This is a genomic window from Bacillus sp. AK128 (assembly GCF_053903075.1).
On sequence record NZ_CP096379.1, the window covers coordinates 736,026 to 755,247 of the forward strand.

General features: G+C 38.0%; 21 protein-coding genes. 16 read left to right on the plus strand and 5 right to left on the minus strand.

Annotation, left to right across the window (positions count from 1 at the left end):
• Window positions 1-19 precede the first annotated feature (19 nt).
• The 10 genes from sufD to yunB all read left to right on the plus strand — a co-directional run bounded on the left by sufD (window position 20) and on the right by yunB (window position 10,522).
• Window positions 20-1,330, plus strand: a complete 1,311-nt coding sequence (sufD, locus tag M1D60_RS03290; protein ID WP_456277791.1) for a Fe-S cluster assembly protein SufD — start codon at window positions 20-22, stop codon at window positions 1,328-1,330.
• The gene (locus M1D60_RS03295; protein WP_456277792.1) at window positions 1,330-2,550 is read left to right on the plus strand and encodes a cysteine desulfurase; all 1,221 of its coding nucleotides are present in this window, start codon (window positions 1,330-1,332) and stop codon (window positions 2,548-2,550) included. Before sufD ends, M1D60_RS03295 begins: the two co-directional genes overlap by 1 nt.
• Window positions 2,540-2,980 carry a Fe-S cluster assembly sulfur transfer protein SufU gene (sufU, locus tag M1D60_RS03300; RefSeq protein ID WP_456277793.1) on the plus strand — a complete coding sequence of 147 codons (441 nt, stop codon included), beginning with the start codon at window positions 2,540-2,542 and terminating at the stop codon, window positions 2,978-2,980. The genes M1D60_RS03295 and sufU overlap by 11 nt, the downstream gene beginning before the upstream one ends.
• Window positions 2,981-3,164: 184 nt before the next feature.
• Entirely contained in the window at window positions 3,165-4,562 is a 1,398-nt protein-coding gene (gene sufB, locus M1D60_RS03305; protein ID WP_456277794.1) for a Fe-S cluster assembly protein SufB, read from the plus strand.
• Window positions 4,563-4,899: 337 nt separating this feature from the next.
• Window positions 4,900-5,745 (plus strand): DUF72 domain-containing protein, encoded by an 846-nt coding sequence (locus M1D60_RS03310; protein WP_456277795.1) that lies wholly within the window; start codon window positions 4,900-4,902, stop codon window positions 5,743-5,745.
• Window positions 5,746-5,758: 13 nt separating this feature from the next.
• Complete coding sequence (locus M1D60_RS03315; RefSeq protein WP_456277796.1) at window positions 5,759-6,577, plus strand: sulfite exporter TauE/SafE family protein; 819 nt, start codon at window positions 5,759-5,761, stop codon at window positions 6,575-6,577.
• Window positions 6,578-6,595: 18 nt separating this feature from the next.
• Complete coding sequence (locus M1D60_RS03320) at window positions 6,596-7,987, plus strand: bifunctional metallophosphatase/5'-nucleotidase (protein WP_456277797.1); 1,392 nt, start codon at window positions 6,596-6,598, stop codon at window positions 7,985-7,987.
• Window positions 7,988-8,046: 59 nt separating this feature from the next.
• A complete protein-coding gene (locus M1D60_RS03325; protein ID WP_456277798.1) occupies window positions 8,047-8,349 on the plus strand; it encodes a YunC family protein in 303 nt (100 codons plus the stop codon).
• A gap of 157 nt (window positions 8,350-8,506) precedes the next feature.
• On the plus strand, window positions 8,507-9,622 hold the full coding sequence (locus M1D60_RS03330; protein ID WP_456277799.1) for an HD-GYP domain-containing protein: 1,116 nt from the start codon (window positions 8,507-8,509) through the stop codon (window positions 9,620-9,622).
• A 135-nt stretch (window positions 9,623-9,757) separates the two neighbouring features.
• Window positions 9,758-10,522, plus strand: a complete 765-nt coding sequence (gene yunB / locus M1D60_RS03335) for a sporulation protein YunB (protein ID WP_456277800.1) — start codon at window positions 9,758-9,760, stop codon at window positions 10,520-10,522.
• A gap of 59 nt (window positions 10,523-10,581) precedes the next feature.
• Here yunB and M1D60_RS03340 read toward each other — a convergent pair whose 3' ends face one another.
• Complete coding sequence (locus M1D60_RS03340) at window positions 10,582-10,713, minus strand: hypothetical protein (RefSeq protein ID WP_456277801.1); 132 nt, start codon at window positions 10,711-10,713, stop codon at window positions 10,582-10,584.
• A gap of 280 nt (window positions 10,714-10,993) precedes the next feature.
• Between M1D60_RS03340 and M1D60_RS03345 the strand changes: the two genes are divergently transcribed.
• Both M1D60_RS03345 and M1D60_RS03350 read left to right on the plus strand, forming a co-directional pair.
• On the plus strand, window positions 10,994-12,517 hold the full coding sequence (locus tag M1D60_RS03345; RefSeq protein WP_456277802.1) for a sodium-dependent transporter: 1,524 nt from the start codon (window positions 10,994-10,996) through the stop codon (window positions 12,515-12,517).
• Complete coding sequence (locus M1D60_RS03350) at window positions 12,514-12,624, plus strand: methionine/alanine import family NSS transporter small subunit (RefSeq protein ID WP_456277803.1); 111 nt, start codon at window positions 12,514-12,516, stop codon at window positions 12,622-12,624. The genes M1D60_RS03345 and M1D60_RS03350 overlap by 4 nt, the downstream gene beginning before the upstream one ends.
• Window positions 12,625-13,005: 381 nt before the next feature.
• Here M1D60_RS03350 and M1D60_RS03355 read toward each other — a convergent pair whose 3' ends face one another.
• Entirely contained in the window at window positions 13,006-13,971 is a 966-nt protein-coding gene (locus M1D60_RS03355; protein ID WP_456279341.1) for a M23 family metallopeptidase, read from the minus strand.
• 310 nt (window positions 13,972-14,281) lie between these two features.
• Between M1D60_RS03355 and lipA the strand changes: the two genes are divergently transcribed.
• Entirely contained in the window at window positions 14,282-15,169 is an 888-nt protein-coding gene (lipA, locus tag M1D60_RS03360) for a lipoyl synthase (RefSeq protein WP_456277804.1), read from the plus strand.
• 52 nt (window positions 15,170-15,221) lie between these two features.
• On the opposite strand, the gene M1D60_RS03365 is transcribed toward lipA, so the two are convergent.
• Window positions 15,222-16,019, minus strand: coding sequence for a YhcN/YlaJ family sporulation lipoprotein (locus tag M1D60_RS03365; RefSeq protein WP_456277805.1), 798 nt, complete (start codon window positions 16,017-16,019; stop codon window positions 15,222-15,224).
• 129 nt (window positions 16,020-16,148) lie between these two features.
• On the opposite strand from M1D60_RS03365, the gene M1D60_RS03370 reads away from it, so the two are divergent.
• Complete coding sequence (locus M1D60_RS03370) at window positions 16,149-16,424, plus strand: YutD family protein (RefSeq protein ID WP_456277806.1); 276 nt, start codon at window positions 16,149-16,151, stop codon at window positions 16,422-16,424.
• Between the two features lie 19 nt (window positions 16,425-16,443).
• Here the strand turns inward: M1D60_RS03370 and M1D60_RS03375 are convergent, their stop codons facing one another.
• Window positions 16,444-16,755, minus strand: coding sequence for a cytosolic protein (locus tag M1D60_RS03375; RefSeq protein WP_456277807.1), 312 nt, complete (start codon window positions 16,753-16,755; stop codon window positions 16,444-16,446).
• 52 nt (window positions 16,756-16,807) lie between these two features.
• Window positions 16,808-17,074 carry a DUF3055 domain-containing protein gene (locus M1D60_RS03380; RefSeq protein ID WP_456277808.1) on the minus strand — a complete coding sequence of 89 codons (267 nt, stop codon included), beginning with the start codon at window positions 17,072-17,074 and terminating at the stop codon, window positions 16,808-16,810.
• A gap of 352 nt (window positions 17,075-17,426) precedes the next feature.
• Between M1D60_RS03380 and M1D60_RS03385 the strand changes: the two genes are divergently transcribed.
• Window positions 17,427-18,734 carry an EAL domain-containing protein gene (locus tag M1D60_RS03385; RefSeq protein ID WP_456277809.1) on the plus strand — a complete coding sequence of 436 codons (1,308 nt, stop codon included), beginning with the start codon at window positions 17,427-17,429 and terminating at the stop codon, window positions 18,732-18,734.
• Between the two features lie 24 nt (window positions 18,735-18,758).
• A complete protein-coding gene (gene hepT / locus M1D60_RS03390; RefSeq protein WP_456277810.1) occupies window positions 18,759-19,196 on the plus strand; it encodes a type VII toxin-antitoxin system HepT family RNase toxin in 438 nt (145 codons plus the stop codon).
• Window positions 19,197-19,222: the final 26 nt, after the last annotated feature.

Below are 19,222 nucleotides of genomic sequence, written 5' to 3' on the forward strand. Positions count from 1 at the left end.
CGGTTAGGAGGATTACTAAATGACACTAGAGACGAAACTACCATTCGATCAAGAATATATCCGTAACTACTCTAAGGAGTTAGGAGAACCGGAATGGCTGTTAGACCTTCGCTTACAAGCTCTTGCTAAAGTTGAAGATCTACCTTTACCAAAGCCAGATAAAACTAAGATTGAAAACTGGAACTTTACTCAGTTCCAAAATCATGTTGTAAAAAGCGAAGCAGTTGGAACGATTGATGAGCTTTCGGAAAGTGTAAAAGCTTTAATTGATACAGAAGAAGCAAATAAGAACCTACTAGTTCAACAAGATCAGGGAGTTACTTTTAAGACTCTATCTGACGACTTGATTAGTAAAGGTGTTATTTTTACAGATATTCATACAGCAGCTCGTGAGCATTCTGATCTACTTCGAAAGTATTTCATGACAGATGCTGTAAAGGTCAATGACCATAAGCTTACAGCTTTACACGCTGCTCTTGTAAATGGTGGGGCATTTGTATACGTCCCAAAAAATGTAGAGGTTGAAGTTCCACTACAAGCCATTTATGTGCAAGACAACAAAGAAGCTAATCTATTCAACCATGTCCTTGTAGTGGCTGATGATAACAGCTCTGTGACTTATGTTGAAAACTATGTTTCTACTTCAACAACAAGTGATGCGATTGTAAACATCGTGGCAGAGGTTATTGTTGGAACAAATGCAAAAGTTACATTCGGTGCAGTTGATACCCTAGCGGCTGGAATTACTACTTATGTAAACCGTAAAGGTATTGTAGGTCGTGATGGTCGTCTAGAATGGGCACTTGGATTAATGAATGATGGAAATACCGTTTCTGAGAACGTTACTCATCTAATTGGAGATGGTTCTTCTGCTGATACAAAGACTGTAACAGTAGGACGTGGTGATCAGAAGCAAAACTTCACTACAAGCGTGATCCACTTTGGAAAGCATTCAGATGGACAAATTCTAAAGCACGGTGTAGTAAAAGATGCTGCTTCTTCTATCTTTAATGGGATTGGCAAGATTGAGCACGGTGCTACAAAATCGAATGCTGAACAATCTTCTCGTGTATTAATGCTTAGTGAGAAGGCAAGAGGAGATGCTAATCCAATTCTACTCATAGATGAGGATGATGTAACAGCTGGACACGCAGCTTCAGTAGGACGTGTGGATCCACTTCAGTTATTCTACTTGATGAGCCGTGGTATTCCAAAAATTGACGCAGAGCGACTTGTTATTCATGGTTTCCTTGCACCAGTTGTTAACGAGCTTCCGATCGAAGGAGTTAAAAAACAATTAGTTGAGGTTATTGAAAGGAAAGTACGCTAATGGATATCAAAGATATTCGTAGTCAATTTCCTATTTTGGATCAGCAAGTAAATGGTAAAAAGCTTGTCTATCTAGATAGCGCAGCTACTTCTCAAAAGCCGCTTCGAGTTATTGAAGCTATTGAAAAATATTATAAAGAATATAACTCAAATGTTCATAGAGGTGTTCATACTTTAGGAACACGTGCAACAGATGGCTATGAAGGTGCTAGAGAAAAGGTGAGAAAGTTCATCAATGCATCTTCTATGGAAGAAATTATCTTTACTCGTGGGACGACTACTGCTTTAAATACGGTAGCTGCAAGCTACGCTCGTGAAACGCTTAAAAGCGGAGATGAGATTGTTATCACATATATGGAGCATCATAGTAATATTATTCCATGGCAACAAGTTGCTAAGAAAACAGGTGCTACTTTAAAATATTTACCTCTTCAAGAGGATGGTTCGATCTCATTGGAGGATGCAAGAAGTACGATTACATCTAATACGAAAATCGTTTCTATAATGCATGTATCCAATGTGCTAGGTGTCATTAATCCGATTAAAGAGCTAGCACAGATTGCTCACCAAAACGGTGCAATCATGGTCGTAGATGGTGCCCAAAGTGCACCTCATATGAAGATTGATGTACAGGATCTAGACTGTGATTTCTTTGCATTCTCTGGTCATAAAATGTGTGGTCCGACCGGAATTGGTGTTCTTTACGGTAAAAAACATCTTCTAGAAAAAATGGAACCTGTAGAGTTTGGTGGGGAGATGATTGATTTCGTCGAACTTCAGGATTCTACCTGGAAGGAGCTTCCTTGGAAATTTGAAGCAGGAACTCCAATCATTGCAGGTGCTATTGGACTTGGAGCTGCGATTGATTTCTTAGAGGAAATTGGACTCGACAATATTAATGCTCATGACCAAAAGCTTGCGAAGTATGCTTCAGAGCGTATGGCAGAAGTGGAAGGGTTAAAGATTTTCGGTCCTAAGGAACGTACAGGTCTAGTAACTTTCACAATGGATGATGTCCATCCACATGATGTAGCGACCGTTCTAGACGCAGAAGGGATAGCCGTAAGAGCAGGTCATCACTGTGCTCAGCCTTTAATGAAGTGGTTAAAGGTATCCGCTACAGCAAGAGCAAGCTTTTATTTATACAACCAAGAAGAAGAGATTGATGAGCTTGTCAAAGGTTTAATAAAGACAAAGGAGTATTTCAGTAATGTCTTTTAATAATTTAGATACTCTATATAGACAGGTTATTATGGATCATTATAAAAATCCTAGAAATAAAGGGTCCCTTGAGGACGGAAATATTACCATTGATATGAATAACCCTACCTGTGGTGATCGAATTCAGATTCATATGAAGGTTGTTGATGGAAAAGTAGAGATGGTTAAATTTGACGGTGAAGGCTGTTCGATTTCCCTTTCATCTGCATCCATGATGACACAAGCAATTAAAGGGCAAACTGTAGAGACTGCCTTAGAGCTATCGAAAATATTCTCGGACATCATGCAAAGCAAGGAATATGATGATAGTATAGATTTAGGAGATATAGAGGCTTTACAAGGAGTTTCTAAATTCCCAGCCCGAATTAAATGTGCAACCCTTGCATGGAAAGCCATGGAAAAGGGGATTCATAGTCAAGACAATGAATAGGCTTTAGCTAATTCAGTAAAAAAAATTTAAAAATTAGATTTGTCTAGCTGCAGCACCCAGCTCCTCGAAGTCAAATAACCCGAAAAGAATAAAAGGAAAGTACACCCTTTTCTTCTTTTCAGAACATTTGCTTGTAGGAGCTGAACGGGGTGCTTCCGCTTTTCTAAGAATGGAGGGAACGATAATGGCTAAAAAAGCACCAGAGATCGGTGATTACAAATATGGTTTTGCAGACAAGGATGTTTCTATCTTCCGTTCAAAGCGTGGACTTACAAAAGAAATCGTTGAAGAAATTTCACGTATGAAGAGTGAACCACAATGGATGTTAGACTTCCGTTTAAAGTCATTAGAGCAATTTTATAAAATGCCTATGCCTCAATGGGGCGGAGATATGGCAAGCTTGAACTTTGATGAGATTACTTATTATGTTAAGCCTTCAGAAAAGTCTGAGCGTTCATGGGATGAGGTACCTGAAGAAATTAAGGCAACATTTGATAAGCTTGGAATTCCAGAAGCTGAACAAAAATATCTTGCAGGTGTTTCTGCACAGTATGAATCAGAGGTTGTTTATCACAACATGCAATCGGACCTAGAAGACCTAGGAATTGTCTTTAAAGACACCGATACTGCTCTAAAGGAAAATGAAGATCTTTTCCGCGAGCATTTTGGAAAAGTAATTCCGCCTGCAGATAATAAGTTTTCTGCGTTAAACTCTGCAGTATGGTCTGGTGGATCATTTATCTATGTTCCAAAAGGAATTAAGGTAGATACACCTTTACAAGCATACTTCCGTATCAACTCTGAAAACATGGGTCAATTTGAGCGTACTCTGATCATTGTTGATGAAGGCGCACATGTTCACTATGTAGAAGGCTGTACAGCACCTGTTTATACAACAAACTCTCTACACAGTGCGGTAGTAGAAATCATCATCAAAAAGGATGCGTACTGTCGTTATACGACGATCCAAAACTGGGCAAACAATGTCTACAACCTAGTAACAAAGCGTGCTGTTTGTGAAGCAAACGCAACAATGGAATGGGTTGATGGTAACATTGGATCTAAGTTGACGATGAAGTACCCAGCTGTCATCCTTAAAGGTGAAGGTGCTCGTGGTATGACATTATCCATCGCATTAGCTGGAAAAGGTCAACACCAGGATGCTGGAGCAAAAATGCTTCACTTAGCACCAAATACTTCTTCTACCATTGTTTCTAAGTCAATCTCTAAACAAGGTGGAAAAGTAACATACCGTGGAATTGTTCACTTTGGACGTAATGCAGATGGAGCACGTTCAAACATTGAATGTGATACGTTAATCATGGATAACGAATCTACTTCAGATACAATCCCATACAATGAAATCTTAAACGACAATATTTCACTAGAGCACGAAGCGAAAGTTTCTAAGGTTTCTGAAGAGCAGTTATTCTATCTAATGAGCCGCGGAATCTCAGAGCAAGAAGCTACTGAAATGATCGTAATGGGATTCATTGAACCATTTACAAGAGAACTTCCAATGGAATATGCAGTTGAAATGAATCGTCTCATCAAGTTCGAGATGGAAGGTTCTATAGGATAATATTTGAGAATGAGCTCGCTTCTATATGAAGCGAGCTCATTTTGTATTGGAGTTGTTAAAGCTTGTGTTCAGGGTGATGTAGCTCGTTAGTATGCAAAATGTGCATAAATTCAGAAAGTCGTGCATAAAACCCCATAAATGTGCAGAAATACAGAAAACTGTGCAAAAGAAGCTCGAAAACGGGCATAAACCAAGAAAACTGTGCAAAACCACAAAATACCGGTTCACACACCCAAAAAAGGAGTAATTTTAATCCAAATAGTTTGAACTAAATGCCCTTTACGATATGATATTAGTATAAAAATTGTAGCCAGAAAGTTAAAGGAGTAAATAAACAATGATTTACATTGGTGTAACTGGTTGGGGAGATCATGACTCTCTCTATGTACCCCCTATTTCACCTAGAGATAAATTACAAGCCTATGCTGCTCATTTTCCGATTGTGGAAGTAGATGCTTCATTTTATGCCATTCAGCCACCTAAGAACGTTGAGCGATGGCTACGAGATACGCCAAGTAGATTTCAGTTTATTGTCAAAGCCTATCAAGGTATGACGGGTCATCAACGAGGTGAAATTCCGTTTAACTCGACTGAGGAGATGTTTGATGCGTTTATTGATTCGGCTCTGCTTTATGAGGAGCAGGGAAAATTAGCAATGGTTCTCTTTCAGTTTCCTCCGTGGTTTGAATGCAATAAAGAGAATGTTCAGTATTTACGATATTGTAAAAGTAAAATGAAGGACTTTCCTTGTGCTTTAGAATTTCGTCATCAATCTTGGTTTTCTGGAGAAATGCGAGAAAAAACCATTTCATTTATGAAGAGTGAAGGCTGGATCCATAGTATATGTGATGAACCCCAAGCTGGGTCTGGTTCGATACCAATGGTGTTAGAGGCAACTTCTCAGAACAAAACACTAATCAGGTTTCACGGTCGAAATGTTCATGGGTGGAACAATCCGAATGATGGGAATTGGCGAGAGGTACGTTATTTATATCGATACAATGAAAAGGAACTAACAGAATGGTTACATCGGATTAATCAGCTTAAACATGAGAGTAAAGACTTATACGTTTTATTCAATAATAACTCTGGTGGGGATGCCGCTGATAATGCCAAGCAGTTTATTCATATGCTAGGAATTGATTATGAAGGACTAGCACCACGACAATTAAACTTATTTTAGGACGGATTTATAGATGGAATGGTTCATATTATTTATCGTAGGATGTATTGGTGGCATAATCGGGAGTTTAATGGGATTAGGTGGAGGCGTGATTATTGTTCCTGCCCTATTATATTTAGGTGCGCTTGGGATTATAAGCGAAGTCACTCCACAGGTAGCAGTAGGAACCTCCCTTCTAGCTGTGATTGCCACAGGACTTTCTTCAACGATTAGTTATTATAAAAAGGGAAATGTTGACATAAAAAGTGGTCTACTCTTTTTTATTGGAAGTGGACCAGGTTCAATTGTTGGTTCCTGGGTAAATGGATATCTACATGCAGAGACGTTTTCCCTATACTTTGGAATCTTTATTATCCTGATCTCGCTACTTTTATTTTTACAAAATCGGTTAAGTCCGGTTACTTTATCAACTAGCAATCGTATGATGAAAACATATGTAGATCAGAATGGGACGGAACATGAGTATGGATATCATTTACCACTAGCAGTTGGGATCTCCTTTATAGTAGGGTTCACATCAGGACTCTTTGGAATTGGTGGGGGTGCTTTAATGGTGCCAGCGATGCTGTTATTATTTAGATTTCCACCCCATATTGCAATTGCAACCTCGATGTTTATGATTATTCTTTCTGCCACCACAAGCTCTTTAACCCATTTGTATCTGGGTAATATTGAGTGGATGTTAGCATTACTTCTCGTACCTGGTGCATGGATTGGAGCTAAATTGGGAGCATTCATCAATACGAGGTTAAAACCAGTTACCGTTGTTCTACTACTCCGGTTATTTTTATTAATTTTTGGTTTAAGGTTGATCTTAGACGGTCTTCTTTAACATATTGAGGTGTTAGTGATGGAACATATTCATATATATCATATTAATGATTTACACAGCCATTTTGAAAATTGGCCAAAGATCACTGGATTTATTAAAGAAAAAAGAGTCCAACACCAAAGTAATCAAGAAGAGGTACTCGTGTTAGATATCGGGGATCATATGGATCGATTTCATCCCACAACAGAAGCTACTTTAGGTAAAGCGAATGTACGTCTGATGAATGAACTAGGTTATGACTATGTGACAATTGGGAATAATGAAGGAATTACGCTGTCAAAAGAAGAGTTAGAGAATCTATATGCTGAAGCTAATTTCCCAGTCTTAATCGGTAATTTAATGGAGCCCGATGAATCCATTCCTTATTGGGTCAAGCCTTATTCAATTCATAATACGAAGTCTGGATTTAAAATTGCTTTGGTTGGACTTACGGTAGCTTTTCAAAAGTTTTATGAGTTGCTTGGATGGAAAATAGCACAGCCTTTTGACATACTTCCATCGCTTATCCAAGAGGTCAAAGAACAAGGTGCAGATTTTGTAGTCGTTTTGTCTCATCTTGGCATAAATGAGGATGAGAGAATAGCTAGAGAAATAGAAGGGGTTGACCTCATTTTAGGTGGCCATACTCATCATTTGCTTCCTAATGGTGTAGAAATCAATGGGACAACGCTTTGTGGTGCAGGTAAATTTGGTATGAATGTGGGGTATGTAAGGCTGACGGTTAATAAAGGCTCCAATCAGGTGATTCATGTCGAGCCGACTGTTTACCCTATGGATGAAGAAAAAGAGTGTGTATTGACTGCTGAGTCTCTTAAAAGAGAAGCTGAGCTTGCTTCAATGAAACTTAATGAAGAGGTAGTAAATATTGAGGCCCCATTAGAAATCGAATGGTATAAGCCTTCCGTGTTAGCCGATTTCTTAGCTGAAGCCATTAAAGACTGGTGTGGTGGAGAAATCGGGATGATTAATGCCGGTGTGCTTCTAGATTCATTGCCTAAGGGAAAGGTGACACTTGGAGATTTGCATCGGATATGCCCTCATCCTATTAATCCTTGTAAGGTGATTTTAAATGGTAGTGAACTAAAAGAAGTAATCCTACAAGCGGCGACTTCAAGAATGGAGCAGCTCCAAATGAAAGGATTTGGTTTTAGAGGCAAGGTACTTGGAAGAATGGTCTACGCAGGAGCTATCGTGGAAACAACGATGATGGAGGATCATCTGCCTCATGTTACTTCCATTTTAGTGGGAGGAGAACCAATTAATCCAGACCGTGAATATGTAGTGGCAACTTTAGATATGTTCACTTTTGGTGGCTTGTATCCTGAAATCTCACATTCTAAACAAAAGGAGTACTTTCTTCCTGAAATGCTAAGAGACATCCTACAGTGGAAATTACTTAAAAAAGCCTAATTATATGAACGGTTTCCTTCCTTCATCATAAAATGAAAGGGAGGAAAGGGGTGTAAAGAATGGTTACGATGACACCAATTATAATTGATGGGCACCAATTTACAGCTATTACGGTAAAGCTCCCTAAAACAAATTTTATGGCTGTTACTAATGAGAAGGGCTATATTATGTGCGGGGCATTGGACGTTGGCTTACTAAATGAAAAGCTGAAAGATCGTGGAATTATAGCAGGTAGAGCAGTAGGAGTACGAACAATCGAACAGCTTCTTGAAGCTCCTCTTGAATCAGTTACCTACGAAGCCGAAAAGCATGGAATCTCAGTTGGTACAATCGGCAAAGACGCTCTGCTTAAAATGATTTAATAAAATGAATAAGAACATATAAAACCTGCCAATCCATCTGGCAGGTTATTCCATTTCTATGGGCATTTTAACTTAAACTGCTATTAAATATTGCTACTCAGTTATTTATTTGGTATATACTATTACTAACTATTGTTTTAAGGGTAAGGGGTATAAGATGCGTTTAGTATCAACGAAATATTTAAAACCGGGAATGATTTTAAATAAAGCTGTTTTTAATGATAAAGGAAAAGTTCTGATCAACGAAGGAGTCCCATTAACTAGTCGAATGATTAAGCGATTACATGAAATTGGGATTACTTTTTTATACATTGACGATCGTCGTACAAAGGATATTCACTCTAGGAATACGATTTCCGACCAAACTCATAAAAAAGCAATCCGCACCATTGAAAATACCTTTCAAAAAGTGCAAGCTGGTAACTCAGTTAATCAAGTCTATATTTTGCAAGATTCAACAAAAGAATTCAAAGGGGTCATCCATACTGTTTTATCGGAACTCAAACAAAGTGGGGAGTTATTTTCCTTATTAGCGGATGTAATGATTTATGATCATTATATTTTCTCTCACTCATTCAATGTGACCCTCTATTCTTTAACAATTGGACTCGAATTAAAGCTTAAAGAAAAGCAGCTCGAAGCGTTAGGAATTGGTGCCCTTTTACATGATGTTGGGAAAATGATGATCCCGACTGATATCTTACTTAAGCCAGGTAAGCTAACGGAATCGGAATTTTCGGAGATGAGGAAGCATTCTCTTTATGGGTATGAACTTGTAAAAAACCTTCCTAATGTGCCTCTTACAGCTGCTCATTGTGCTCTTTTACATCATGAGCGTTTGGATGGGTCGGGATATCCTAGAGGAATTACGAGTCCTGATATTCATTTGTTTGGAAAAATCCTTGCGGTTGCGGATGTATTTGATGCGGTAACTTCCAATCGATCCTATCGTCATGCCATGCTTCCACATGAAGGACTTGAAATATTATATGCAGGTGCTGATAAACTCTTTGATGCCGATATTGTAAAAGCGTTTCGAAGAGCGATAGTCGTGTATCCTGAGGGTCTAACCGTGACTCTTCATGATGGTAGATCAGGAGTAGTGATGAGACAAAATGCAGGCTACTGTGACCGTCCTGTTATTCGAATTCTAGAAGAAAACAATATAGAGGTAGACCCATATGAAGTGGACCTCAAAAGAGAGCTAGATATAATGATTGTGAAATGTAGTACATCATCCAACCAAGAAGATCGAAAAGAGACAACTAATTAGCAGTTGTCTTTTTTTGATGCTTTTTTCTCCTAGCCGAATGAATATATTCCATTCGAATGAGAAGAAATTTTTTTAGGGGATGTGGCTTATCTTGTACACCTTGTGCATACATTAGCTTGTAAGGGGGGAATCAGCTTGGCAAAGTTTCGTGGAATTAACCCACCGCGTAAGGGACCACTGCCTTTTCGCTATGTTTTTTTACTTACTTTCGTCATGTTTATGTTTTCTACAGCAGTTGGTATTATCATATTGAATAAAGGAATCGAGCCCGCATTACGGGAATATGCGGAAGTTGAAACAAGGGAAATCGCCACACTGGCTATAAATAAGGCTGTAAATCAGAAGGTTGTTGAAGGGATTGATGTAAAAGAACTTTGGATTACCAAGGAAAATCAAAATGGTGATATAACCATGGTTACTTTGAATACATCGATGGTAAATCGAATCATTTCTGAAACGACTAATCTTGTACAGCAAAATCTAGAACTAGCAGAACAAGGTAAGTTAAAGGAACTTGGTATTTTATCAGATATAGAAATTCAGGAGAATGAGGAAGCTCTTGCAAACGGGATTATTAGGGAAATCCCTGTCGGTTTAGCAACCAATATTGCTATTTTAGGTAACCTCGGTCCTAAAATTCCAGTGAAATTTACAACAGTCGGTGAGACTAGCACAAATTTTATAGATAAAGTACAAGAGTTTGGCATTAATAATTCTCAAGTAGATGTATCTTTAGAAGTAGTCGTCAATGTTCAAGTTATTGTTCCGTTTGCTACTGAAGTTCATGAGTTAAGAAATATTATCCCAATTGGTTCATATGTACTCCCTGGTAAGGTACCAGAATTTTTTAACGGAGCCGGTGGAGAAGGCGTAAGTCCTTCGATTGAACTTTCAAATTAAAAAACTATATAAGTATAAAAGGCAGACATATCATTAGATGACGTCTGCCTTTTAGTATTTCAGTCCTCTTCTGTACTTGCTTTCACACCGTCTTCAACGATGATATGGAGCTCATTCCAAAAATAACGATCCTCTGCGATTGATTCACATAATTCAGTTGATTTATTGTTTTGGTCGTTCTTTTTATCCAACTTGATGACCTCCTAAGTTTAAGTTGGTAATTACAGGGAAGTAAAGAATATACCAATTTATGGAATAATTTTCTGTATATGAGAAACCTTAAGAAACAAGCAGCCTTCTTTATGCATTCGTTAGTTTTTCAAAATAGTGTTGAAAATATTTATTTAACAAGAAAAAATTAGTACTAGCATATTGTCCTATATTTATGATATAAATTAATAATCAGAAAAATAAAAAAATACTGAATACCGTAAAAATAGCGGTATTTGGTATCAACAGGAGGTATTGGAGATGGATAATCGTCCTCAATGGGGAACGAGAGCAGGATTTATCTTGGCGGCTGTCGGTTCAGCAATTGGTTTAGGGAATATTTGGAGATTCCCAGCAACAGCGTATGAAAATGGTGGAGGCGCATTCTTTATTCCTTATTTGTTTGCACTTTTAACAGCTGGTATTCCACTATTAATTTTAGAATTTACAATGGGGCACAAGTACAGAGGTTCAGCACCTTTATCTTATGCCAGAATGAACAAGAATGCAGAATGGCTTGGTTGGTGGCAGGTTGCGGTATCGTTTGTAATCTCTACTTACTATGCAGTTATTATTGCTTGGGCACTATCTTATACGGGCTTTTCTTTTAATCTAAAGTGGGGCGAAGATACTCAAACCTTCTTATTAGCCGATTACTTGCAGGTTGGTCCAGCAGGAGAATTTGGTGGAATTGTTCCTAGTGTATTTTGGCCGTTAGTCATTGTTTGGGCTATAACTCTTGGTGTGTTATTCAAGGGTGTTAAAAAAGGAATTGAAGCTGCCAATCGAATTTTTATCCCGACATTATGTGTGCTCTTTTTAATTATTGTAATAAGAGCTTTAACTCTTGAAGGAGCTGCTGATGGTTTAAATGCCTTCTTCTCTCCTAACTGGGATACCATATTTGATGGTAAAGTATGGGTAGCAGCCTATGGACAAATCTTCTTTAGTTTATCGATTGCATTTGCTATTATGATTACTTACTCAAGCTACTTACCTAAAAAATCAGATATTACAAACAATGCATTCATTACTGGATTTGGAAACTCAGCATTTGAATTATTAGCAGGTATTGGTGTATTTAGTGCACTAGGATTTATGGCATTCCAACAAGGTGTTCCTGTTGACGAAGTAGTAAAAGGAGGGGTGATCCTAGCATTTGTGGTATTCCCGCAAATCATTAATGAATTCCCTGCTTTTAATCAATTCTTTGGATTCTTATTCTTCGGTTCACTTGTATTAGCAGGATTAACCTCACTTATATCCATTGTTGAAACCTTTGTAGCAGGTGTTCAGGATAAGTTCAAGGTTTCTAGAACAAAGGCTGTAGCTTTTGGTGGTGGACTGTCAGCACTTATTTCAATCATTTTCGCAACAAGAGGTGGATTGAATTTCTTAGATGTTGCTGATTATTTCATCAATCAATTTGGTGTTGCATTATCAGGATTAGTTCAAGTTGTGGTCGTTGCTTGGTTTGCAAAAGAACTAAAAGGACTTCAATCTCATGCGAACAGTGTTTCTGATATAGCTTTAGGTGCTTGGTGGAAGGCGTGCCTAGGGGTGATTACACCAATCGTACTTGGTTATATGATGATTGATAATATTAGAAAAAATCTTGATCCAGCAACTTACTATGGTGGGGGAGACTATAGCTTATCTTTCCTAATCACTTCTGGATGGGTGGTTGCAGGTGCGGCCATTATCGTTGGTTTATTATTTACTCGATTCAAGTGGGAGCCAGGCGCATTAAAGGTTCCAGATGAAAAGGAGGTTTCTAAATCATGAGTGGAAGCGCGATAATGATGATGATTATAGGGATGGTAATTATTTGGGGCGGATTAGCAGCAAGTATTACTCATGCTGTTAAAAAGGCAAGACAAAGCGGAAATTAACTAGTTTGAAGCGGCAGGGCCATCTAGGCTCTGTCTTTTTTTGATGTCCGAAATTATTACGCAATACGCAATTATCTTCGGTTCACACGCAATAAAGTCATAAACTCACGCAATCCCCTTGAATTCCCACGCAATAAAACCACAAACTCACGCAATTATCATCAATTCCCGTGCAATTGGGGCTAAAACGCACTTTGGTGAAAGGCAGTTCGCAAGCAAAAAGCCCAAATTGAACTCCATATTGCTTCAGCAAGGTGTAAAAAGCCTTAACCACATGGAATGTTCTATTATCTTCTACGTAATTTCCTCGGTTCTCAAGTAATTTAATCACAATAACAAAAGACGACAGGTTAGAATTAAACCTGCCGTCATAGCATCTCACTATTTTCTTGCTCGTTCTTGTCGTTCCCATGCTCTTAAATGTGGGTAAGGATCAAAGGACCACTCTGTGAAACCATTGTCCTTGTACATTCCGTAATGTAGATGAGGTGGGAATTTACCTGCTGTCCCAGGTGGTCCATAACCGGAACTACCAACCGATCCAATTACGGTCCCAGGTTCAACAATTTGTCCAACCTGAAGCTCCTTGGCAAATCCGTTTAGGTGAGCGTAGTAGTGGTACGTATTATTTAAATCTCTAATACCGACACGCCAGCCTCCAAACTTGTTCCATCCTTTTACCTCGATAATTCCATACGTGGTAGAACGGACCGGCACACCGTAGCTTGCAAAGATATCGGTTCCTTCGTGTGTTCTTCGGCCCCCCCAGCCTCGTCGATCACCCCAAGTATTCTTATAGCTATGATTACTTCTTAGAGGGACTGGAAAGGCATGCTTGTCTAAAACAATCGTGTCAAACTGTTTAAAAACTTGCATGTGTCCCAGTATAATTGATACAGTCTTATCCCGTTGGTAATAATCCCAAAGGGCAATCTTTATATTGTCATGGTCAGTACCATAAGTTTCAATGAAATGAGCCATTGTAAATAAAACATCTTCATCATCAAGGCGATTAGCCTCTCCATCCCCATTTCCATCGAGTCCAAATCCACCAAAGGAATGGATGGTAAAAGGATTTTTATCCTCTTTGTTTGGATTGACTGGACCGCTCCATATTTCTGGTGAAAAGTAGATGCCAATTGCACCCTCTGGTTTCGGTAAATCTTTTCTAGAATAGCGTAGATTACGTTCATATTGGTCAATGGCTGCAATATAATACCAGGGAATATGGGTGCTAGCTTCTGTTTTCTTATATAAGTCCATTCTCCTCTCATAAAGCTTAGCTTGATCCGTTTGATCTGCAGCATGTGTTAATGAGGGGGATAAGATTGAAAAGATAAGTAGCATCACTAAAAACCTTTTCACTAGTTATACTCCTTTCTTTCATGCTCGACAAAAGACAAAATCGTCACTTTGGAACATAATCATTTTTAATAGTTGTACATAAGAGCATTTATAAGAAACTTAATGCTGGTCAAGTTTTCTAAGATTAGTTTGTTGTACTAAGGTGAAAATCATTAATGCGAATTAATGGAAAATCATTTAAACCATTGTTACAGTAGAGAAAGAAGTATATTGGATTAAATGTAATTGATGTGGTAAAGTGGGTTAAGGTGTAACTTAGGTTAAATTAGACATACATACAGGAGTGATTATAATGGCCCAGAATGAGGAATACGTTCGAAAGCCTGATTGGTTAAAAATAAAGCTCAATACAAATGAGAATTATACAGGCCTAAAGAAAATGATGAGAGAAAAGAACCTTCATACGGTGTGTGAAGAAGCAAGATGCCCTAATATTCATGAATGTTGGGCTGTTCGTAAGACTGCAACCTTTATGATCTTAGGGGATGTTTGTACACGTGCTTGTCGTTTTTGTGCAGTCAAAACAGGCTTACCAAATGAGTTAGATTGGAAAGAACCAGAACGAGTAGCAGATAGTGTTCAGTTAATGGGTCTTAAGCATGCAGTCATTACAGCTGTTGCACGTGATGATTTGAAGGATGGCGGTGCTGCTGTTTTTGCTGAAACAGTAAGAGCCATTAGAAGAAAGAATCCATTTACTAGCATTGAGGTTTTACCTTCAGATATGAACGGTGTGTATGAGAACTTAAAGTTATTAATGGATGCGAAGCCAGATATTTTAAATCATAACATCGAAACCGTAAGACGCTTGTCAGACCGAGTTAGAGCTAGAGCAAAATATGACAGGTCATTAGAATTTTTACGTCGTGCAAAAGAAATGCAGCCAGAAATTCCGACAAAGTCAAGCATCATGGTCGGACTTGGTGAAACAAAAGAAGATATTATCGAAACGATGGATGATCTACGTGCAAATAATGTAGATATCATGACGATTGGACAATATCTACAGCCGACCAAAAAGCATTTAAAGGTGCAAAAGTACTATCATCCTGATGAGTTCCTTGAGTTAAAGGAAATAGCTCTAGGAAAAGGCTTCAGCCATTGTGAGTCAGGTCCATTAGTTAGATCTTCTTATCATGCTGACGAACAGGTTAATGCAGCAAAACAACAACAAGCTTAGAAATAGAACTGGAAAAAAAAGGTCCAACTCATCATGAGTCGGACCTGATTTTTTACATTTGATTGTTTCGGTAGTTCGTGTCGTTATCTTGACCTTCTTTTGTTTCATTAAAATCATAGTTTCTGATTCGATTCGTGTCATTGTTGTTGATCCCATTGTGTGGATTATTAACATTGGTTCCATTGTTATAATCCTCATCACCGACACCATCGTTCATTTCGTTGATGGCTTCACCGTTTGCGTTTTCTCCATCGTTTAATTTTCTACCTTGTGGAGCTGCAAGCATTTCTTTAATCGTTACATCCATAATTCGGTCGATGTCACGGCTATTAGAATCTAAGTTACCATACTTTTCTATTTCGTTCATCATTTTTGGTTGATCTGATACATAAACGTGAAAATACCTTGGAACAACCGAAATAGCCGTTTTCTTGACTTGGTCAGCTATCTCAAAACGGTCCTCAGAATCAGTTTCATACGCAACGAGTACTTCCTCATCGGTCACAAGTGTTGCGACATCATTGACATTTGGCAATAAGACAGCCATCTTACTTATAATGTCTGCCACCTGTTCTCTGTTAAATACAGGCATTTCATTTAATTGTGTTTCATCTCCTGGAACAGGGCTTTTTTGATGACGTACAAACCCAAAATTGGTTCCCACATCATCCTTGTCCATACCAGTTAGGCTCTTACTGTCATATGTTTCATTTCTAGTGGTCATATGGACAGCATTTCCTGATTCCTTATAAAATTCCTGATCATCAGAGAAGGCTTCATATTGACAAGCTGTGAGTAGTGATAGTGAAACGAATCCTGCGATTAGTAATGATTTATTCAATTTAGACACCCCCTTAGTTCATAGCTTGACCTAAAAGATTGAATTTCAACTTAGAAATTGTTGGTGAATGGTTGTAATCAGTAGCGATTTTCTCTTCAAGTTATGGTAATATTAAGGAAATAAGAGGTGAGACATAAAATGATCGAAATAAATAATACAAGCTTTGAAATAATTGAAGATTATCGCGAGGGCTTTAATGAAGAGGCATTCCGTAATAGATATAGCGAGATTTTAAACCGATATGATTTTATTGTCGGTGATTGGGGCTACAATCAATTAAGGCTTAGAGGGTTTTTTGATGACCAAAATCAAAAAGCCACCTATGATACAAAAATCAGTACATTAACTGAATATCTTTATGAGTACTGTAATTTTGGATGTGCTTATTTTGTGCTTAAAAAAGTAAAAAAATAGAAATCGGATGAACCGATTTCTATTTTTTATGGCTATCTTCAGGTGAAGTATAGGGAGGTTCCTCATTAACTTCTGGATCAGCATGAACTGGATGGGATCCTGGGTCCTGCCTTGGAATATCCTGATGAAGGTTTTTAAACTCATAATTAAAGGCACTGTATGGTCTCTGCCTATCCTCCCAAGGAGTTTGCTGTTTATTACCAACAGGCTCATCAGCCCCGATAGGACAGCCATAAGGACCTTCTGGCATATGATTTGGGACAGTATACATTCGCATCGTTTCCACATTAGAGAAATCTCTATACATGTCTCTGTCTTTATCATTTTCCATTGATATCACCTCGTTTTAGGTTTATCAACAGTAGGTTTCCCACTAAAAAGAGTTAAGATACAAATTCATATAAAAATGAACGTAATTCCTCTGCATCTTCCTCATTTAAATTATAGGCTTCTTCGATATATCCAGGTTCATCGAGGTCATCCTGGCCAATAATAGCAAATCTTGAGCTTTGTATATCTAAAACAAGAAATTTCCCATAATAACGATCCGACATAATAATCGCTAAATCGAATCGGTGATTCTCACCCATAAAGCTAACAAATCTTGTTTTTGTTTGTACCGTATCATCATATAAATACATTCGTTCCATAAAAATCTCTCCTAACTCAGGTTGTATTATATATATAGTACCACTTTTTCTTTGGATTTTGTAAGCGTATCAAGTTTTTTAAAGAAGTAGACGCGAGTTTTGTCAAAATATGATAAAATAATAAAAAAATGTCTTTTTATGTTTTTGGCTGTATTAAGCCTTGGTGTTGATTTTCGTTACAGGACACTCGCTTTCCGCGGGGCGTGCGGTGAGCCTCCTCGGCTTTGCCTGCGGGGTCTCTCCTGTCACGCTGCTCCCGCAGGAGTCTCGCATCCTTCCACTACAATCAACTCTGCCAGAAAATCAACATTGTACTTTAACACAACCTATGTTTTTAGAAAGGAGAAGCAGCATGCATTTAACAACTTGGTTATTTTATAAAAAGGTTGTAAAAAAATGGGGTAAGCTATTCTTGCCACAAAAGCTTCTTCGATTTTATCCACCATCCTTTACTCTTCGTGATCCGATTGTAGAGGGAGTAGAAACATGTCATAAGCAGGGAAATCAGGCTGCTGTCATCGTTTTTAATCATTCGAATTTAGAAGAACTGGTCCAAACATTTGATATTTATGATTTAAAAGACTATAAGAAAAAGCTGAGAGAAGCATTTTTACAATCTTCCAGACATGTTTTTCCAGATGGAAATATTATTTCTTTACATAATCATAGTAATAATGGCCATGCTTTAATTGTTAAAGTAGAGCATGAGAAAGATCGCTTTTTAGAAATTGAAAGTCTTATGAACGAAATAATAGGTATGGTTTTAGCTAAACTATCCAAACATTATAATGGTACCACTTTTTTATTTGAAACAGGTTATATGTTTGTGGAAAAGTCACAGCTTCCAACAAGATACGCGATTATGAAAGCGTGCCAACATGCAAATATAATGGCTGAGAAAAAAACCTTTTCAAAGTACAATGAGCTACGGTTTGAGATGAATCGGATTATTCATCAAAAGGATATACGTTTAATGGCACAACCTATTTTTGATGTAGCGACGAATGAAACGACCGCATCAGAAATTTTAACTAGAGGACCAAAGGGAACAGATATGGAGAGTCCGCTTCAGTTATTTGCAGTGGCAAGACAATTAAATCTTCTCTTTGAGTTAGAGAATATTGTCCTTGAAAAGGCCTTTAAACAAATGATGAAGCACAATCGACAGCACTCAATCTTTATTAACTTTACTCCAATCACTTTAAGCAACCCTCGATTTGTTAAGGCTGTAAGTAGGATGCTAAGAACGTATCGAGATGTTAACCCTTTTCGCATTATTATTGAAATAACAGAGCGGGATTCGATTGAAGATTACAAGCATTTCACTGAGAACATAAAAAGGCTTAGACAGATGGGCTTTAGAATTGCTGTGGATGATACAGGAGCTGGATATTCAAGTCTCCATACCATTTGTGAAGTTTTACCTGATATTATCAAAATAGATCGATCAGTTATCAAAGATATTGATACGAATACGGTGAAGGAGTCCATGCTAAGAGGTCTGTTATTAATAGCCAAAGAGACAGGCTCTATAGTGGTTGCAGAGGGAATTGAAAAGGAAGAAGAAGCATCTGTGTTATTTCGTAACAAAGTAGACTTAGCCCAAGGGTATTTCTATGCTAGACCAGAGGTATTACCAAGCATGGTCTCCACGATATAAGCTGCAGAAAAGTGAGGGAAATGGATGTATTTTATTGATCGAGCTAAGATGGAAGCAACACTTATTCATTTAGAAGGCCTTACCAGTACATACGAGGGCCAGAATGATTGGAATGGAGAGCTGATTAAGCTTTCCCTTGAAAGAGTGGTTCATGTCATGATTGAATCGATCCTAGACGTGGGTAACGCGATGATTGATGGCTTTATTATGAGAGATCCAGGTAGCTATGAGGATATTATTGATATTCTAGAGGATGAAACCGTTGTGGATAAGGAACAGGCAGATTCCTTAAAAAAAGTTATCGGATTCCGGAAAGTACTAGTACAAGACTATTTGTCCATTAACCATGAGGACTTAGTGACTACATTAAATCAAGAGTTAAAAGCAATTAAGGCTTTTCCACCTGCTATTAGAACCTATTTAGAAAATGAACTAGGGCCTGTCAGTGCTTTTAAAAGCTAATCGCTTCTTTTTAAAAGAGGCGATTT

Bases quoted from the DNA above. Each gene is read 5' to 3' on its own strand.
- M1D60_RS03330 (WP_456277799.1), top strand. From the start codon at position 8,507: ATGCGTTTAGTATCAACGAAATATTTAAAACCGGGAATGATTTTAAAT.
- sufB (WP_456277794.1), top strand. From the start codon at position 3,165: ATGGCTAAAAAAGCACCAGAGATCGGTGATTACAAATATGGTTTTGCA.
- M1D60_RS03385 (WP_456277809.1), top strand. From the start codon at position 17,427: ATGCATTTAACAACTTGGTTATTTTATAAAAAGGTTGTAAAAAAATGG.
- hepT (WP_456277810.1), top strand. From the start codon at position 18,759: ATGTATTTTATTGATCGAGCTAAGATGGAAGCAACACTTATTCATTTA.
- M1D60_RS03355 (WP_456279341.1), bottom strand. From the start codon at position 13,971: ATGCTACTTATCTTTTCAATCTTATCCCCCTCATTAACACATGCTGCA.
- M1D60_RS03375 (WP_456277807.1), bottom strand. From the start codon at position 16,755: ATGGAAAATGATAAAGACAGAGACATGTATAGAGATTTCTCTAATGTG.
- M1D60_RS03315 (WP_456277796.1), top strand. From the start codon at position 5,759: ATGGAATGGTTCATATTATTTATCGTAGGATGTATTGGTGGCATAATC.
- M1D60_RS03345 (WP_456277802.1), top strand. From the start codon at position 10,994: ATGGATAATCGTCCTCAATGGGGAACGAGAGCAGGATTTATCTTGGCG.
- sufD (WP_456277791.1), top strand. From the start codon at position 20: ATGACACTAGAGACGAAACTACCATTCGATCAAGAATATATCCGTAAC.
- sufU (WP_456277793.1), top strand. From the start codon at position 2,540: ATGTCTTTTAATAATTTAGATACTCTATATAGACAGGTTATTATGGAT.
- M1D60_RS03380 (WP_456277808.1), bottom strand. From the start codon at position 17,074: ATGGAACGAATGTATTTATATGATGATACGGTACAAACAAAAACAAGA.
- M1D60_RS03310 (WP_456277795.1), top strand. From the start codon at position 4,900: ATGATTTACATTGGTGTAACTGGTTGGGGAGATCATGACTCTCTCTAT.
- M1D60_RS03320 (WP_456277797.1), top strand. From the start codon at position 6,596: ATGGAACATATTCATATATATCATATTAATGATTTACACAGCCATTTT.
- lipA (WP_456277804.1), top strand. From the start codon at position 14,282: ATGGCCCAGAATGAGGAATACGTTCGAAAGCCTGATTGGTTAAAAATA.
- M1D60_RS03370 (WP_456277806.1), top strand. From the start codon at position 16,149: ATGATCGAAATAAATAATACAAGCTTTGAAATAATTGAAGATTATCGC.
- M1D60_RS03325 (WP_456277798.1), top strand. From the start codon at position 8,047: ATGGTTACGATGACACCAATTATAATTGATGGGCACCAATTTACAGCT.
- M1D60_RS03350 (WP_456277803.1), top strand. From the start codon at position 12,514: ATGAGTGGAAGCGCGATAATGATGATGATTATAGGGATGGTAATTATT.
- M1D60_RS03295 (WP_456277792.1), top strand. From the start codon at position 1,330: ATGGATATCAAAGATATTCGTAGTCAATTTCCTATTTTGGATCAGCAA.